At 63.2% G+C, this 16203-nt stretch carries 18 protein-coding genes; 4 read left to right on the top strand and 14 right to left on the bottom strand.

The window, feature by feature from the left end; translation table 11 throughout:
* The 6 genes from EAO39_RS17435 to EAO39_RS17410 are packed head-to-tail and all read right to left on the bottom strand — an operon-like array spanning nucleotide 1 to nucleotide 5828.
* Nucleotides 1-561: a DUF3833 domain-containing protein gene (locus EAO39_RS17435; protein ID WP_120969971.1), complete on the bottom strand. Its 561-nt coding sequence runs from the start codon at nucleotides 559-561 to the stop codon at nucleotides 1-3.
* A complete protein-coding gene (locus EAO39_RS17430; RefSeq protein ID WP_120969968.1) occupies nucleotides 558-1853 on the bottom strand; it encodes an MFS transporter in 1296 nt (431 codons plus the stop codon). The genes EAO39_RS17435 and EAO39_RS17430 overlap by 4 nt, the downstream gene beginning before the upstream one ends.
* Before the next feature lie 18 nt (nucleotides 1854-1871).
* Nucleotides 1872-2462, bottom strand: a complete 591-nt coding sequence (locus tag EAO39_RS17425) for a hypothetical protein (protein ID WP_120969965.1) — start codon at nucleotides 2460-2462, stop codon at nucleotides 1872-1874.
* Nucleotides 2459-3745 carry a cyclopropane-fatty-acyl-phospholipid synthase family protein gene (locus tag EAO39_RS17420; protein ID WP_120969962.1) on the bottom strand — a complete coding sequence of 429 codons (1287 nt, stop codon included), beginning with the start codon at nucleotides 3743-3745 and terminating at the stop codon, nucleotides 2459-2461. Before EAO39_RS17420 ends, EAO39_RS17425 begins: the two co-directional genes overlap by 4 nt.
* Nucleotides 3742-4494 (bottom strand): DUF1365 domain-containing protein, encoded by a 753-nt coding sequence (locus EAO39_RS17415; RefSeq protein ID WP_120969959.1) that lies wholly within the window; start codon nucleotides 4492-4494, stop codon nucleotides 3742-3744. Before EAO39_RS17415 ends, EAO39_RS17420 begins: the two co-directional genes overlap by 4 nt.
* Nucleotides 4491-5828, bottom strand: a complete 1338-nt coding sequence (locus tag EAO39_RS17410; RefSeq protein WP_120969956.1) for an FAD-dependent oxidoreductase — start codon at nucleotides 5826-5828, stop codon at nucleotides 4491-4493. Before EAO39_RS17410 ends, EAO39_RS17415 begins: the two co-directional genes overlap by 4 nt.
* Before the next feature lie 140 nt (nucleotides 5829-5968).
* Between EAO39_RS17410 and EAO39_RS17405 the strand changes: the two genes are divergently transcribed.
* Complete coding sequence (locus tag EAO39_RS17405; protein WP_205589405.1) at nucleotides 5969-6607, top strand: helix-turn-helix domain-containing protein; 639 nt, start codon at nucleotides 5969-5971, stop codon at nucleotides 6605-6607.
* Nucleotides 6608-6734: 127 nt separating this feature from the next.
* Here EAO39_RS17405 and EAO39_RS17400 read toward each other — a convergent pair whose 3' ends face one another.
* The 5 genes from EAO39_RS17400 to yjgA form a co-directional block, all read right to left on the bottom strand.
* Entirely contained in the window at nucleotides 6735-7424 is a 690-nt protein-coding gene (locus tag EAO39_RS17400; RefSeq protein WP_120969950.1) for a glutathione S-transferase, read from the bottom strand.
* A complete protein-coding gene (locus EAO39_RS17395) occupies nucleotides 7402-7899 on the bottom strand; it encodes a nuclear transport factor 2 family protein (RefSeq protein WP_120969947.1) in 498 nt (165 codons plus the stop codon). Before EAO39_RS17395 ends, EAO39_RS17400 begins: the two co-directional genes overlap by 23 nt.
* A gap of 189 nt (nucleotides 7900-8088) precedes the next feature.
* Complete coding sequence (locus tag EAO39_RS17390) at nucleotides 8089-9222, bottom strand: ABC transporter substrate-binding protein (RefSeq protein WP_240467117.1); 1134 nt, start codon at nucleotides 9220-9222, stop codon at nucleotides 8089-8091.
* Between the two features lie 490 nt (nucleotides 9223-9712).
* Nucleotides 9713-10333 carry a molybdopterin adenylyltransferase gene (gene mog, locus EAO39_RS17385; protein ID WP_120969941.1) on the bottom strand — a complete coding sequence of 207 codons (621 nt, stop codon included), beginning with the start codon at nucleotides 10331-10333 and terminating at the stop codon, nucleotides 9713-9715.
* On the bottom strand, nucleotides 10326-11024 hold the full coding sequence (yjgA, locus tag EAO39_RS17380) for a ribosome biogenesis factor YjgA (RefSeq protein ID WP_120969938.1): 699 nt from the start codon (nucleotides 11022-11024) through the stop codon (nucleotides 10326-10328). The genes mog and yjgA overlap by 8 nt, the downstream gene beginning before the upstream one ends.
* Nucleotides 11025-11088: 64 nt before the next feature.
* On the opposite strand from yjgA, the gene pmbA reads away from it, so the two are divergent.
* Nucleotides 11089-12510, top strand: coding sequence for a metalloprotease PmbA (gene pmbA / locus EAO39_RS17375; RefSeq protein ID WP_120969934.1), 1422 nt, complete (start codon nucleotides 11089-11091; stop codon nucleotides 12508-12510).
* A gap of 80 nt (nucleotides 12511-12590) precedes the next feature.
* Here the strand turns inward: pmbA and EAO39_RS17370 are convergent, their stop codons facing one another.
* Nucleotides 12591-12944 carry a winged helix-turn-helix domain-containing protein gene (locus tag EAO39_RS17370; protein WP_120969931.1) on the bottom strand — a complete coding sequence of 118 codons (354 nt, stop codon included), beginning with the start codon at nucleotides 12942-12944 and terminating at the stop codon, nucleotides 12591-12593.
* A 75-nt stretch (nucleotides 12945-13019) separates the two neighbouring features.
* On the opposite strand from EAO39_RS17370, the gene EAO39_RS17365 reads away from it, so the two are divergent.
* Together EAO39_RS17365 and EAO39_RS17360 are read left to right on the top strand one after the other, a co-directional pair.
* Nucleotides 13020-13577, top strand: coding sequence for a hypothetical protein (locus tag EAO39_RS17365; protein ID WP_120969928.1), 558 nt, complete (start codon nucleotides 13020-13022; stop codon nucleotides 13575-13577).
* 163 nt (nucleotides 13578-13740) lie between these two features.
* Nucleotides 13741-14661, top strand: coding sequence for an EamA family transporter (locus EAO39_RS17360; protein WP_120969925.1), 921 nt, complete (start codon nucleotides 13741-13743; stop codon nucleotides 14659-14661).
* A 27-nt stretch (nucleotides 14662-14688) separates the two neighbouring features.
* Here the strand turns inward: EAO39_RS17360 and EAO39_RS17355 are convergent, their stop codons facing one another.
* Nucleotides 14689-14940, bottom strand: coding sequence for a VF530 family protein (locus EAO39_RS17355; RefSeq protein WP_120969922.1), 252 nt, complete (start codon nucleotides 14938-14940; stop codon nucleotides 14689-14691).
* Between the two features lie 154 nt (nucleotides 14941-15094).
* On the bottom strand, nucleotides 15095-16183 hold the full coding sequence (locus EAO39_RS17350; RefSeq protein WP_120969919.1) for a tartrate dehydrogenase: 1089 nt from the start codon (nucleotides 16181-16183) through the stop codon (nucleotides 15095-15097).
* Between the last annotated feature and the right edge of the window lie 20 nt (nucleotides 16184-16203).

Genomic DNA, 16203 nt, shown 5'->3' with positions numbered 1-16203 from the left:
TCACTCCTTGATGATGGCCAGCGTCACGTCGCCCAGGTGCAGGCCGAGCTTGCTCATGGCCGTGCGGTTGAGCAGGGTGCGCCCGTCCATCAGATACATCCAGTCGTCCATGCTGACGTTCCAGACCCTGCCGCCCACGGGCAGGGCCAGCACATAGCTCCAGCGGATGGCATTGCCTGCGCTCTGGCCCTGGGCTTCGCCCACCACGTCGTCGGCCCGACCGCTGTAGCGGCCGTCGCCCAGGTGGCGGATATGCCAGGTTCGCTGCTGCGTGCTTCCATCGCTGTAGACAAAGTGCTCTTCCAGCGTGCCTTCGTCGCCATTCCAGCGGCCCGTCATGCGCACGTTAAAGCGCTTGACCACCTTGCCCGAGCGGTCCGTGAATATGCCGTGCGCCGTCAGCGGTCCGTTGAAATACTGGCGCAGGTCCAGCTGCGGCTGCTCCTTGGCGTAGTCCTGCACCGAAGGCCCGGCGCAGCCTGCAAGAGACAGTGCCAATGCGGCCCCCAGGCAGGTGCGCCGCAGTGGCGAAAACGAAGCGGAGTGGGTGTTGTGGCTCATATGTGCCTCCAGGAAGAATGCAGTCGCTCGGCGCGCCAGAGCAGCAACGCCGCCGCCAGCTTGAGCAGGCAGGGCAGCCCGCCATAGGCCCAGGCCAGCGCTTGCAGGCCGGCCGGATCGGTGCCGCCGCTGCGGTAGCCCGCAGCGGAGAGCAGGGGCAAGGCCAGGCCGGCGGCCAGGGCCAGGTTGAGCTTGGTGGCGCAGGTCCACCAGCCCAGGTAGCGGCCCTCGCCCTGGCCGCCCTGGCCGGACTCGTGGATCACGCCCGTGAGCAAGGCGCCCGGCAAGGCCAGATCCGCGCCCAGGGCCAGCCCGCTGGCTAGGCAGATCATGGCAAAGGCCAGGCTGTCGCCCGCGCCCAGCCAGGGTGTGAAGCCAAAGGCCAGCACGCTGGCCAGCATGCCTGCGCGCCAGCTGGGCGCCAGGCCCCAGCGTGAGACGGCCTTCACCCACAGCGGCAGGCCCAGGGCCGCCGCGCCAAAAAAACACAGCAGCAGCAAGGGCTGGAGCGCGGGCGCCTGCAGCCGGTCGGCTACAAAAAAGGGCAGCAGCGTGGCAGGAATGGCAGCGGCCACGCCATTGAGCATGAAGATGGCCAGCAGCCTGCGAAAGCCGGCATCTGCCCACGGCGAGGCCTGATGAGCAACAGCGGTGGCACTGGCTGCTGTGGCCTGCTCCGGCAGCGCCACCGGAGCCTTGAGCCGGTACAGACCGGTCAGGCCCAGCACAAGACCTAGAGCCAGCACGCCACTGGTCGCATCAAAGCCCATCCACGCCGGCAGCGCGCTGGCCAGCAGCACGCCCGCCAGCGTGGCGCCCTCGCGCCATGCGGTCACCCGCGCACGCCATGCAGGCTGGCCGCCCCAGCGGGTGCCCCAGGCCTGGTGGAGGATGGTGACAAAGCTATAGGCCAGCGTGCACACCAGCAGGCTGCAGGCCAGCCAAGCCAGCATGGCGGCCTGGGTTTCGCGTGGGGGATGCCAGAGCGCCCAAAAGCCCAGCGCCATCAGCAGACTGCCCAGCGCCGCCGCGCACCAGGCCGGCCGCGTACCCTGGCGCAGCAGCCTGTCGGCCTGGCGGCCGATGGCGGGGTCGACCAAGGCATCAAAGGCGCGCGTGGCCAGCAGCACGGCGCCCAGCCCCGCCAGCGGTGCGCCCGCCACGCTGGCGTAGTGGTAGGGCAGGTTCACATACAGCGGCAGGGACACAAAGGCCAGGGGCGCGGCCAGCCCGCCATAGGCCAGCCCTGTGCGCCAAGATAGCATAGGGGCGGTGGCAGGGTGGGAGGCCATGGCGTAGTCCCTTGGCACTCAGCCCAGGCCTAGCAGCGAGGTGCGCATGGCTGGCGCCGAGGTCTGCGGCGCCAACCAGATACCGAAGAACAGGCGTGCATAGTCGGCGTCGCGCAGCTGCGCAGTCTGCCGGCCGTTGTGAAAGAAGCGCACCTCGCCCTGGCCGTCGTTCAGGCCCAGCAGCCGGTCTTGCGACACCACATCGGGGAACGCCTGCTTCATCAGGGCCAGCCATTGTCGGGTCTGCTCCTCGGTGAAGCTGCCGACCCTGCGCATTTCGGCGATGGAGCGCTCGGCAATGGCCGCGCCTTCCAACTTGCGGTCATAGACCAGCTCCAGCGCAAACGGGTAGCGGGCGTAGTCCTCGGGCAGGAATCCGGGCGCGGCCCACAACCGGGCTTCGTAAACGCGCAGGCCGAAGAAACGCAGCACGGCCGTGCCCACCAGGCGCGCGGCCGGCAAGGCGCTGCGCAGTTCAGCCGGAAGGTCTGTATTTGAGGTTATGGCATGTAGTGCGTTGGACATGGTGATCAAAGACGGTGCAAGAGCACAGGCGGCGCCCCAGGTCAGGGCCTGGCGGCGTGATGTGCGGGGTGGCTGGGCTGTCATGGCAGAGGCTTGCGCAGCGTGAACTGGACGACATCGGTGTTGCCGGTGTCGAAGGCTGCCTCGCAGTAAGCCAGGTAGAAGCTCCAGATGCGTACAAAACGTTCATCAAAGCCCTGAGCGCGCACGGCTTCGATGCGCTCTTCAAAGGACTGGCGCCAGCGCCTGAGTGTTTCTGCATAGTCGCGGCCAAAGGCCATGCGGCCTTCCACCACCAGGCCGGCGCGACGCGCCTCCTGCTCGAAGGCGGGGATGCTGGGCAGCAGGCCGCCCGGGAAGATGTACTGCTGGATGAAGTCGGTGGAGCGCAGATAGCGTGCGAACAGATCCTCGCGCAGCGTGATGGTCTGTATGCAGGCCAGGCCGCCAGGCTTGAGGCAGTCGCGCAGCGTCTGGAAGTAGCCGCGCCAGTATTCGCGGCCCACGGCCTCGAACATTTCGATGGAGACGATGGCGTCGAAGGGCTCTTTTGTATGCTGTGCGGGTAGGTCGCGGTAGTCCTGGTAGCGCAGCTCCACGGCGTCGGTCAGGTCGGCCTGCAGCATGCGCCGCTGTCCCCAGACCAGTTGCTCGCGCGACAGCGTGACTCCCGTGACCCGGGCACCGAACTCGTGCGCTGCCGCTTCGGCCAGCCCACCCCAGCCACAGCCGATTTCCAGCAGGCGCTGGCCGGGCTGCAGTCGCACCTCGTTCAGCGTGCGTCTGAACTTGGCCTGCTGGGCGTCCTGCAGGTCGGCCTGGTGCAGCGATTGGCCCGTGCGGCCCTCGAACCAGGCCGCGCTGTAGCTCATGCCGGGGTCCAGCCACAGGCGATAGAAGTCATTGCCCAGGTCGTAATGGGCATGGATGTTTCTGGCGCTGCCGGCCCGCGTATTGCGTTGCAGCAGGTGGCGCAGGCGGTAGCCCAGCCGGCCCCACCAGCTGCCGTAGACCAGGCTTTGCACATGGTCGCGGTTGCTCATGCACAGCCGCAGCAGGGCGGCCAGGTCGGGGCTGTCCCATTCGCCAGCAATATAGCCTTCGGCCAGGCCGATGTCGCCCGATTTGAGCGTGCGCTCCAGCGCCTGCCAGTCGTGCAGCACGCAATGCGCATCGGCAGCACAGGATGGCTGATGCTGCAGATGTGGGGAGCGAGGCAGGTGCAGCAGCCGGCCGTCGGGCTGCTCCAGGTCCAGTTGCCCGTGGGGCAGGCGTTCGAGCAGGTTCAGCACACGGCGCGCCCGCGCAGGCGTGCGGCGCGGTGCTGCGGCGGTGGGGCTCAGCAGGGAGGCGGCGGTAGTGTTCATCGTGTGACGAAGCGCTTGGGCTTGCAGGGTTTGCCATGAAAAGGCACGCGCTTGGCCCAAAGGCGCAGCGCCTGCCAGTGGATGCGGGCGACCACGCCCAGCGTCATCAAAGGGGTGCCGAAGAAGGCGCGGCGCACGGTGGCGGCATCCAGCGCGTGCAGCACGCCGCCCACGCTGGTCTGTAGCAGCGGGCCGTCATCGTCATACAGGTCCACGCGCGCCAGGGTGCGGTTCTCGCTGCGCTCGAAGCGAAAGCGGTACTCGCCACTCACCTCGCAGAAGGGCGAGACATGGAATTGCTTGTGCGCCACCTGTTCGCGGCCCCAGGCCAGATCCGGCCCGGCCAGCAGATAGGCATGGCGCTCGCCAAAGGTGTTGTTGACCTCGGCCAGCACGGCGGCCAGCGAGCCATCGGCCCGGTGCGCATACCAAAAGCTCACGGGCTTGAATACATAGCCCAGCACGCGCGGAAAAGTGTGCAGCCAGACTTCGCCATCGGCATCGTCAATGCCTTCGCTGTGCAGCAGCTGCTCGAACCAGGCCAGCGCATCGGCCCCGCCATCGCCATGGTCGCGGTCGTAAAAGCTCAGCCAGCCCAGCTGGTTGCGCCTGAGCACGGCATCGGGCTGTGCGCGCAGGCTGCGCATGGGGAGCATGAGGAAGTAGCCCGGATAGCGAAACGCATGCTCCACCGGCCGCAGGCGGCGGTGCCAGACATGGCCGAAGCCTATGAGGGGGCTGGCAGTCATGCGACCCCCTCGATGGCGGGGTTGGCCGGTAATGCCTGCAAGGCGTGCAACAGGCTGTCGGCCGCGTCCAGGCCAGAGCGCAGGCCGTCTTCATGGAATCCGTAGCCGCACCATGCACCGCAGAACCAGGTCCGGCGCTGGCCTTGCAGATCGGCCACCTGGCCCTGGGCCTCGATGGCGGCCAGGTCGAACACCGGATGGCTGTACGCTATGCGCGCGTGGACCTGGCTGTCGTCAATCGGGTGCACCGGGTTCAGCGAGACCATCACGGGCTGCTGCCACGGCAGGGGCTGCAGGCGATTGAGCAGGTAGTGCAGGCAGACGCCGGCCTGGTCGCGCCCCGCATCGGCTGCGCGTTCGTAGTTCCAGGCGGCCCATGCCGCTTCGTGGTGCGGCAGCACGCTGGCATCGGTGTGCAGCACGGCCTGGTTGGGCTGGTAGCGGATGGCGCCCAGCACGCTGCGCTCCTGAGACGTGGCATCGGTGCCCAGCAGGCGCAGGGCCTGGTCGCTGTGGCAGGCCAGCACCACGGCGTCGAACTGCTCCGTGCCGTGCGCCGTCTGCAGCAGCACGCCATGCGCCACGCGGCGCAGGCCCAGCACGGGTGCGTTCAGACGGGCTTCGTGACGTCCATCCTGCTGCAGCGCGGCCACCATGCGCCGCACATACTGGCGCGAGCCGCCTTGCACCGTGTGCCACTGCGGCCGGTCCGTGACCTGGATCAGGCCGTGGTTGTGGCAAAAGCGGATCAGCGTGGCCACGGGAAAACGCAGCATCTGGTCGGTGGGGCAAGACCAGATACAGCCCATCATGGGTAGCAGATAGTCTTGGCGAAAGGCCGATCCAAAGTCGTGCTCGTCCAGAAACACCTCAATGGAGCTGTGCAGCCGCGCTTCATCGCCTTCCTGGGCGATGCGCGTGGCCAGGCGGTTGAAGCGCAGGATCTCGGCCAGCATCTTCAGAAAGCGGGGCCGCAGCAGATTGCCGCGCTGGGCGAACACGCCGCCCAGCGAACTGCCGCTCCATTCCAGACCGGCCCGGCCATTGAGCTGCGGCACTTGCACGGAAAACGACATCTCGGCCGCAGCCGTGGGCACTTGCAGCTCTTCAAACAAACGGGTCAGCAGCGGATAGGTGCGGTGGTTGAACACCAGAAAGCCCGTGTCCACGCCCTGGCTCACGCCGTCCAGCGTCATGTCGACCGTGTTGGCGTGACCGCCGAAATGGCTGCCTGCTTCCAGCAGGGTCACGCCATGCCCGCCCGGCGCGCCGGCCAGCCGCCGCGCTGCGGCCAGACCCGCAATTCCCGACCCAATGACTGCAATGCGATGCATGGGAGCGCCTTTCCTGGTTGAATCGACAAGTTAAACCGTGACGGTCAAACTGTGAACTGATGAGTTCAAACTATAAACCAAGAATATCCACTTTGCACTATTTGGTATCAGAGATAACCTGCCAGGTCTAAAATATGCCTATGACAAGCCGCACCTCCATCAAAGAACAGATACAGCGCGTGCGCGAGCAGGCCATCGTGGCGGCCGTCAATCGGTTGCTGGCCACCAAGGGCTATGACGCAATGACGGTGGACGAGGTCGCAGCCGAGGCCGGCATGGCCAAGGCCAGCCTGTACAAGCTGTTCACCTCCAAGGAAGAGTTGGCAGGGGCCGCCATGGTCGGCGTGCTGGACCGTGCCCTGGCCTTTGTGGACGGCCTGCGTGACGAGGCCAACCAGGCGGCTGAGGCCGGCACGCCGATGCGCCCGCTGGACCAGCTCAAGGCCGTGACGCGCTGGGCCATGCAGACCCAGCTGGAGGGTGAAATGCCTTCTCTGCCGGCGCAGAACTCCAATCTCAGCGCCTCCCTGCAATCCAACGATGCCTATATGGATAGGTTGATCTCGCTGAGCAACCGGCTCAGCATCTGGATCACGGAGGCACAGACCAGCGGCCAGCTGCAGGCCACGCTACCGGCCGAGCTGGTGCTCTACACGCTGTTTGCGCGCGCCTGCGATCCCGTGGTGGCCCTGCTCAAGGAATCGGGGCAGTACACGCATGCGCAAATCATCGACTGGGTGTCGAGCACCACGTTTGACGGGCTGGCTGGCGCAAGATGAGCCGCCTGCATCGGTAAATGCACCCAGCCTTGCCGAGGCCGCAGTGAGGACGCGACGGGCGCGAATCCGTTTTCAGAAGTCCGTTTCTGCTTGCTGCTTATCCGGGTAATGCACGTATTTTTCAGGTTCAGGCTTGCATCACCACCGGCCCGCCCTTGCTCAAAGCTCGCTGATAAGCGGGACGCGACTGCATGCGCTGGCGATAGGCGATCAGATGAGGCCACGCGGCCTCGTTGCCTCCGCGCACCAAAGCGGCTTCAACGGCAAAGCTCATCTGAAAGTCGGCCATGCTCAAGTGCTCGCCAGCAAACCAGCTGTGCGTTGCCAAATGCTCATCCATAAAGGCCAGCGCGGTCTGTACATTGGGCGCAATGAGCTTTTGCTGCACCTTGCTGCACAGGGCGCGCGCGATAGGACGCACGAAAAATGGCATGGGCTGGCGCGGGATGGTGTCGAAAACCAGTTTCATCACCAACCAGTTCATCAGCGAGCCTTCGGCGTAGTGCATCCAGAAGCGGCACTGACGGTGCTCGGCTGTGCCCCGTAACGGCTCCAGATGCGAAAGTTCCAAAGGTGCTTGATTGCCATAGCACTCGACCAGGTATTCGATGATGGCGCCGGATTCGGCGACTACGGTATCTGCGTCGGTAATCACCGGTGATTTGCCTAGCGGGTGCACCCGCTTGAGTTCTGGCGGAGCCAGACGGGTAGCGGGATCCCGCTTGTAAAGACGCAACTCGTAGGGAACACCAAGCTCTTCAAGCAGCCAGAGTATGCGCTGCGAGCGCGAGGTTTCAAGGTGATGAACGGTCAGCATGGATGGTTTTCCTAGAAGCGGAACCTGCTTTACGAAGCCAGCGCATCAGTGCTCCGAGCAGAGGTAATTTCTCATACAGCTCTTCAGCCGTATCCCAGTAATCACGATGCTGGCTAACGCGGCCTTGCGCATCAAAGCACAGCAGCGTGGCACCGTTGATGCATTGTTCGGTATCGGGTCGCCAGCTTCGCAGTCGAAAGTGAAACTCCCAGGCCAGGAAAGCCTGTTGGCCCTGCACCAGCCTCTGTGTGACTACGAAACGTGGCTGCTGCAACGAAACAAACATGTGATCGAAAATGCGGGTGATAGCCATCAGGCCATACACATCGTTGAATGGGTCCTTGAAGTGCGCATCAGTTGCGTAGTAAGTATCAAGTCGCCGAAGATGGGCCGGGGTCAGCTCTTCATAGAATTGCACCAGTCGCTCCACCGAGGCGCCAATATCGGGTAGGGAATGGGTCGAATTGGCAGTCATTGATCACAGCTCAGTCATTCAGCGCATACGTGCGAAGTCGCAAGGATAAGGCCGCGGCTTGCAAGCCGGCTGATACCAGCCATGTCGCGTTGCCTTCGTAGGAAGCGGCAGAGCATGGCCGACGGCCTTCATAAAAAAGGCTTTGCCAAAACGCAAAGCCTTTTCATGGAATAGAGCCCGAGCTTTAACTCACCTCCAGTACTGGCACTTGCTTTCCGCCTTGGTGGTCCAGATCTGGTCGGCAGGCAGCTTCTTGATGATCTTGTAATAGTCCCAGGTGCCTTTGGATTCGGCCGGTGACTTGACCTGCATCAGATACATATCGTGCACATAGCGGCCGTCTTCGCGGATGAAGCCGCTGCCGAAGAAGTCATCGATCTTGGTGCTTTTGAGCACGGCCATGACTTTGTCTGCATCCAGCGTGCCGGCTTTTTCCACCGCCTTGAGGTAGTTCATGGTGGCGGAGTAATCGGCGGCCTGGATTTCGCTGGGGCGGCGCTGGGTCTTGGCCATGAAGGCATCGGCAAATTTGCGCGATGCATCATTCATGTCCCAGTACCAGGGGGCGGTGAACTGCATGCCTTCGGTATTTTTCAGGCCCAGGCTGTGAATGTCGGTAAAGAACACCAGCAGGCCGGCCAGCTTCATGTTCTTGGTTACGCCAAATTCCTTGGCGGCCTTGATGGAGTTGATGGTGTCGCCGCCCGCATTGGCCAGACCCAGGATTTGCGCCTTGGAGTTCTGTGCCTGCAGCATGAAGCTGGAGAAGTCGCTGGCGTTGAGCGGCGTCTTGACCGAGCCCAGCACCTTGCCGCCCTTGGCTTCGATGATCTTGCTGGTGTCTGCCTCCAGCGCATGGCCGAAAGCATAGTCGGCGGTCACGAAGAACCAGTTCTTGCCGCCGGTTTCCACCACGGCCGAGCCCGTGCCCTTGGCCAGGGCCACGGTGTCGAAGGCGTAGTGCACCGTGTAGGGGCTGCATTGCTCGTTGGTCAGGGCCGAGGAGCCGGCACCGTTGTCGATGAAGATACGCTTTTTCTCCTGCGCCACCTTGGCCATGGCCAGGGCCGTGGCCGAGTTGGTGCCGCCAAACACCAGGCTGATCCCCTGGGTGTCAATCCATTCGCGGGCCTTGCTGGCGGCGATGTCGGCCTTGTTCTGGTGGTCGGCCGTCAGCAGCTCGATGGGCTTGCCCAGCACCTTGCCGCCGAAATCGTCAATTGCCATCTGGATGGCGACGGCGCCGTTCTTGCCTTCCACATCGGCGTAGAGGCTGGACATGTCGGTGATGAAGCCGACCTTGACCTTGTCCTGCTGGGCCATGGCCGAGGGTGCAAACGCGGCCGCCAGCGCCAAGCCCAGAGCCGTGGCGGCATGGGCTTTGAGGCGCGTGCCCGAAGCAGAAAACACGGATCCAGCTGACGAAATCGAGCGATGCATGAAGTCTCCTGTGAATGACAAACATCAGGCCTCCCGTCACCGGCCGGGGCGAGAGCCTGTGCAGCGTGCATGAGCAAAGTCGCTGCAGTGCAGCACCGATGCTAGGGCGGGCGCGAGCCGCCAGCATCGGGGCAAGCACGGCAGGGAAATCCCAAGGGGCTCATCGAAATTCATAGCGGCTGGCGCCGCATATGGTTTGTGTATCAAGCTGAAAGTATTTGAATTTCCTATGCAGCAAGCACTAGGTGCTTTTATTTTGATAGCGGATTACTGACGGATGCGGACGGATGCGGTTGGAGTCGGAAGATGAAAAAAGCAGCCCGGGGGCTGCTTTGGTGGTGCTGCTGGCGCTTATCGCAACCAGGTATCGGCTTCAGGCCGTGCGTGGCGCGCGAATCGCATTCTTGGGACGAAAGGCCTTGCACACCTCGTCGCGGGTTTCCAGGTAAGGTCCGCCGATCAGATCGATGCAATAGGGCACGGCAGCAAAGATGCCGTTGACCTTTTGCTTGCCATCGGCGTCTTTCAGGCCTTCCAGCGTTTCGGCAATCGCCTTGGGCTGGCCGGGCAGGTTGATGATGAGGCTGTTGCCGCGAATCACCGCCACCTGGCGCGAAAGAATGGCCGTGGGCACAAAGGCCAGGCTGATCTGGCGCATCTGCTCGCCAAAGCCGGGCATTTCCTTGTCGGCCACGGCCAGCGTGGCCTCGGGCGTCACGTCGCGCAGGGCCGGGCCGGTGCCGCCGGTGGTCAGCACCAGGGAGCAGCCGGCGTTCACCAGCTCGATCAGCGCGGTGCTGATGCCGTCTTGTTCATCGGGAATCAGCCGTGCTTCAAAGGTGATGGGGTTGTGCAGGGCCTGGCTCAGCCAGGCCTGAAGCGCGGGCAAGCCCTTGTCTTCATACACACCGCTGCTGGCGCGGTCGCTGATGGAGACGATGCCGATCTTCACGGCATCGTGCGGGTTCAGCGCGGCATCGGGCAAGTTACTCATCGCCTTCTTCGTCTTCGTCGGCGGCAGTGCTGGCACTGTCATTCTTTCCGGCGGTGGACAGTTGCTCGCGCACCAGCTGGAACAGGTCGCGGTAGGCGCGACCCTTGGTGGTTTCCTTGACGGGAGCGTCGGGGCCGGCTTCGGCAGCGGCTGCTGCGGCATCGGCCTTGGCTTTTTCCAGATCCTTGCGGGCCTGGCGGATCAGCGAGCGCAGCTGCTGAATATCGCTGCCTGGAAAGTGTTCCAGCCAGATGGGCAGGGCAGTTTCTTCAACGATCAGGCGGTCGCGCCATTGCTCGGCCACTTGCAGGGCCATTTTTTCACCGGCCGAGCCGTTGCGCTGCTCGTCCAGAGCGGCATGAACGGCGGCCAGCTGCGATTCGTCAAGCTTGCGCATCAGCTTGCCTACGTATTGCATCTGACGGCGCTTGCCTTCGAAGTTGGTGATGCGCTTGACTTCGTTGAGCGCATCGGCCAATTGTTCGGTGATGGGCAGACGCTTGAAAAGATCGGCGCGCAGCGTCAGCAATTCCTTGCCCAGATCTTGTCGCGCACCCATTTCGCGCTTGAGATCGGTCTTGGTGGAATCGTAGGTGCCTTTGAGTTCGGCTTTCAGCTCCAGGTCCAGTTCGCTGCCTTCGGCGACGAACTTGCCTTTGACGAAATAGCCTTTTTGAGGTTTGCGTGGCATGGTAAGGGGCAATATCGGTGGCTGCACAGGGCGTGCGGCAGTGGCGGCTATCATAGCCGCCGCTATGAAAAAACCTCGTTCCAGCACCACAAGCACTTCTAGTGCACAGGCCCAATCCGAACCGCAAGCCGGTTTCAGCTTCAGCCCCTCGTTTTTTGAAGGCCTGGTGGACCAGGCTTTGCAGCACGCCAAAAAGCTTGGCGCCACCGATGCCGGAGCCGAGGCTTCCGAGGGCTGCGGCCTCTCGGTGAGCGTGCGCAAGGGCGCGCTGGAGACCGTGGAGCGCAACCGTGACAAGTCTCTGGGCGTGACCGTGTACCTGGGTCAGCGCCGTGGCAACGCCAGCACCTCGGACTTTTCGGAAGCTGCCATCCAGCAGACGGTGCAGGCCGCCTACGACATCGCCCGCTTCACCGCCGAAGATCCGTTTGCCCGCCTGCCCGACAGCGCCGACATCGCCTTGCCCGGTACCCACCGCGATCTGCAGCTGTTCCACCCCTGGGCTATCAACAGCGAGGAAGCGGCCCAGCTGGCGCTGCGCTGCGAGGAAGCGGCCTTCAAGACCCATAAGCGCATCACCAACAGTGAAGGCGCGGGCGTGTCGGCCCAGCAAAGCCATTTCTTTACCGCCCATACCAATGGTTTCCGCGGCGGCTATGCCAGCTCGCGCCACAGTCTGTCGGTGGCGCCGATTGCCAAGCTGCCCGGCCGCAATGCCGAGATGCAGCGCGACTACTGGTACAGCTCCATGCGCAATGCGCTGGATCTGGCTTCGCCCGAGGCGGTGGGCCGTTACGCCGCAGAACGCACGCTGAGCCGCCTGAACAGCCGCAAGATTCCCACCACCGAATGCCCGGTGCTGTTCGAGTCGCCGCTGGCCGCAGGTCTGCTGGGCGGCTTTGTGCAGGCCATCAGCGGCAGTGCGCTGTACCGCAAGAGCACGTTCTTGCTCGATTCGCTGGGCAAGCAGATTTTCCCCAAGCACATCGACATCGATGAAGATCCCTTCATTCTGGGTGGCAAGGGCAGCTCGCCGTTTGACGAAGAAGGCGTGCGCGTGCAGCAGCGCAAGGTGGTGGATGCCGGTCGTGTGGAGGGTTATTTCCTGTCCAGCTACTCGGCTCGCAAGTTGGGCATGAAGACCACGGGCAATGCCGGTGGCTCGCACAATCTGACTATGACTTCGCGCCGCACCAAGGCCGGCGACGACCTGAACGCCATGCTCAAGAAACTGGGCACCGGTCTGTTTGTGGTGGAGCTGATGGGTCAGGGCGTGAACTCGGTGACGGGCGACTATTCGCGCGGCGCTTCGGGCTTCTGGGTGGAAAACGGCGAAATCGCCTTCCCCGTGCACGAGATCACCATTGCCGGCAACCTCAAGGACATGCTCAAGGGCATTGAAGCCATTGGGGCCGATGCCTACAACTACGGTGCCAAGACCGTGGGCTCGATCCTGATCAACCGCATGAAGGTGGCCGGCAGCTGATGGCCTAGCGGCACTTGGTTCAACGAAAAGCAGCCTCGGGCTGCTTTTTTCATGGGTATCGCTGGGCTGGTCGCCGAGGCTTAGGCGTCGCTGGCTGCTTGCACGATGCAGGCTGAGAGCTTTTCAAAATGCTGGCGTGCGGCCTCGGTCAGCTCCAGCTGCTTGCGGCGTGCGTCTTCGGTATCGGCCAGCTCGATCCAGCCTTTTTCGCGCATGGATTTGAGGCGCGTGTGAATGGTGGCCGGTGCGCCCAGCTCATTCTTGGCCATCATGTCGCGCACGCTGAGCCGCTCCTGACGCGCGCCCGCATTGGCGATGAGGCCCAGCATGCGCTCTTCCAGCGGGTCCAGTGCCGGGAGCGTGGGCAGCCCGCGAATGGCCTCGGCCAGTTGCAAAAAACGCAGGTAGATATCGGCGGATAGAGAGGTCTTCATTGGGCTGCGGCAGCGAGAATGCATGCACGGCAGAGCAGATAATACCGCTCTCTCAAAGACAGTTCCGCTACAAGAATGAAGAGCTTATGGGCCGAGCTGGCCATGGTGCTGACAACCGTGCTGATGTTTCTGCTGGCGCTGCTACTCAATGAATGGCTGTTCTCTTCGTTGAAGTTTGTCACTGGCATCAACTACATCTATCTGCCTGCGGGAATGCGCCTGGTTTGCACGCTGCTTTTTGCCGAGGCAGGGGCCGTTGGCCTGTTGCTGGCCTCCTGGCTGGTCTGCTACTTTTATTTTTTTCCGGACGATGGGGTTCGCGCTTTCGCGGGCGGCGTTCTGGCCTCGCTGGCACCTTATGCCACGTACAAGCTGGCGCAGCGCTGGTATGGGCTGGGCGCCAGCTTGCAGCAGCTCACCCCGAGGCGGCTGCTGGTGCTCAGCCTGGCTTATGCGATTACCAGCCCTTTGCTGCACCATCTGTGGTTTGCGCTCAGCGCAGCGGAGGTCAGCCTCGAAGGCCTGGTATTCATGGTGCTGGGGGACTTGAGCGGCACGCTGATCGTGCTCTACACCGTCAAGGCCTTGCTGAGTCTGTTGCCGCGCCCAGGCAGTGCTTATAAGCTGCATTGATGCCGCTCTTAAAACAAGAGCATTAAGCGCTTGTGTCGATTGGGCTATTGCCTTGTTTTAAGCCAAATCCGATGACGGAAGTGCCGGGCGGTAGCAGAGCGCAGGCATGCTGCCTCGGCCATACTCGGATCTTCACACAACAACAACTGCGAGTGAGCGTTTCATGAGTTCAGCCTCTTACGCGTCCCAGTCCGGCATGAGCCGGTCCGACTGGTTCAGCGCCATCATCGTCATCGTCGTGTGGGGGCTCAATTTCGTGGTCATGAAATGGGGGCTGGACACGCTCTCGCCGCTGCTGCTGTGCGCGCTGCGCTTTGTCGCGGCATCGCTGCCGTTTCTGCTGTTCGTGCGTCCGCCCAAAAACCTCTCTTGGGGGCTGTTGGCGGGCTATGGGCTGGTGCAGGGCGTGGGCCAGTTCGGTCTGCTGTTTACCGGCATGAAGATGGGCATGCCTGCGGGCATGGCCTCGGTGGTGTTGCAGACCCAGGCCTTCATCACCATGCTGCTGGCGGCCGTCATGCTGGGCGAGAAGCCCCAGCGCTGGCAATGGCTGGGCCTGACGATTGCCATCGGCGGCCTGATTCTGATTGGTGTCGCGCACGGCAACGGTGCGGCGGATATGACGCTGCTGGGCTTTGTGCTCACCGTGGGGGCTGCGGCCATGTGGGCGGGCTCCAATCTGCTCACGCGCGTGGCGGCCAAGCAGGGCTCGTATGAGCCCGTGTCGTTCATCGTCTGGACCAGCGTGTTCCCCATTGCCCCGCTGCTAGGGCTTTCCGTGTGGCTGGAGGGCGGCGATGCCGTGCTGGCCCAGCTGCAGCAGGTGGGCCTGCGCGAGCTGGGCGTGATTGCCTATCTGGCCCTGCTCTCGACTTTGCTGGGCTATGGCTTGTGGACGCGGCTGCTGCAGCGCTACGCTGCCAGCACCGTGGCACCGCTATCGCTGCTGGTGCCGGTGATAGGTCTGTTGTCGGCCATGGTGCTGCTGGGTGAATTTCCCAGCGGCGTGCAATGGCTGGGCACGGCAGGCGTGCTGCTGGGCATGATGGTTAATCAGTTTGGCGGACGCTGGATGCGGCGCTGAACCGGGCGGCGGTGACTGGCTGCCGTTTCAGGGCTGGCGAGGGGCGTTTCGGCGCTGCTCGCGCAGCATGTAGAGGTAAAGGCTCTCCACTTTTTCGCGGGCCCAGGGGGTTTTGCGCAAGAAGCGCAGGCTGGAGGTGACGCTGGGATCAACGGCAAAGCAGCGCACGGGGATGCGATCGCTGAGCCCCGCCCAGCCGTAGTAATCCGCAAGATCGGTGACGATGCGCTCCAGCGTCACGCCATGCAAAGGGTTGCGTGGCTGTTCAGAATTAGTCATGGCGCAATTGTGGTGCAGCGGCCGCAAGCCTGTCCTGGCTTGGGCTATTGAGCAGGCGCTGAGCAGCAGACGACGAGCGGCATGAAGATTTCTGCAAAAAATGCTGCTTGCGCCTATTCGTCAAGCGCAAGCAGCTATCAATTGCAGAGCAATATCAGCCCTGGGCAATCACGGCCGCAATCGCCTGGCCCACTTGCGTGGTGTTGGCCGAGCCGCCCAGATCGGGCGTCTTGGGTCCGGTTTTGATGGTCTCTTCAATCGCCGTCACGATGGTATCGTGGGCTTCGCGCCACGGGCCTTGGCTGTGGCCCAGAAAGTCCAGCATCAGTGCGGCCGACCAGACCATGGCAATCGGGTTGGCAATGTTTTTGCCGTAGATATCGGGAGCCGAGCCGTGGACCGGCTCGAACAGCGAAGGGAAGGTGCGCTCGGGGTTGAGGTTGGCCGATGGTGCCAGACCAATCGTGCCCGTGGTGGCAGGGCCCAGGTCGGACAGGATGTCGCCAAACAGATTGGTGGCGGCCACCACGTCAAAGCGGCCCGGCTGCAACACAAAGCGCGCCGTCAGAATATCGATGTGCTGCTTGTCCAGCACCACATCGGGGTAGTGCTGGTGCATGGCATCGGCCTGCTTGTCCCACCAGGGCATGCTGATCGCGATGCCGTTGCTCTTGGTGGCCAGCGTCACATGTTTTTTGCTGCGGCTCTGGGCCAGATCAAAAGCGTATTTCAGCAGGCGCTCCGAGCCCTTGCGGCTGTAGACCGATTCCTGAATGCAGATCTCGCGCTCCGTGCCCTCGAACATGATGCCGCCCAGCGCCGTGTACTCGCCCTCGGTGTTCTCGCGCACCACGTAGTAGTCGATATCGCCGGGCTTGCGGCCGGCCAGCGGGCAGGGCACGCCTTCGAACAGGCGCACCGGGCGCAAATTGATGTACTGGTCAAACTCGCGGCGGAACTTGAGCAGCGAGCCCCACAGCGAGACATGGTCGGGTACGGTGGCCGGCCAGCCCACGGCGCCAAAGAAGATGGCGTCCATGCCGCTGAGCTGGGCCTTCCAGTCGTCGGGCATCATTTTTCCGTGGGCCGCGTAATAGTCGCAATGCGCCCAGTCGAAGTGGTGGAACTCCAGCGGTAAATTGAATTTCTGTGCGGCGGCTTCCAGGGCGCGCAGGCCTTCGGGCATGACTTCCTTGCCAATGCCGTCACCGGCAATTACCGCAATCTTCTTCACTTGGGACATGGCTACTCCTTGGTATGGGC

This window comes from Comamonas sp. lk, assembly GCF_900564145.1.
Lineage (GTDB): Bacteria > Pseudomonadota > Gammaproteobacteria > Burkholderiales > Burkholderiaceae_C > Comamonas.
Note: the sequence above shows the minus strand (reverse complement) of the source record. Positions and strands in the feature narration are given on the sequence as shown.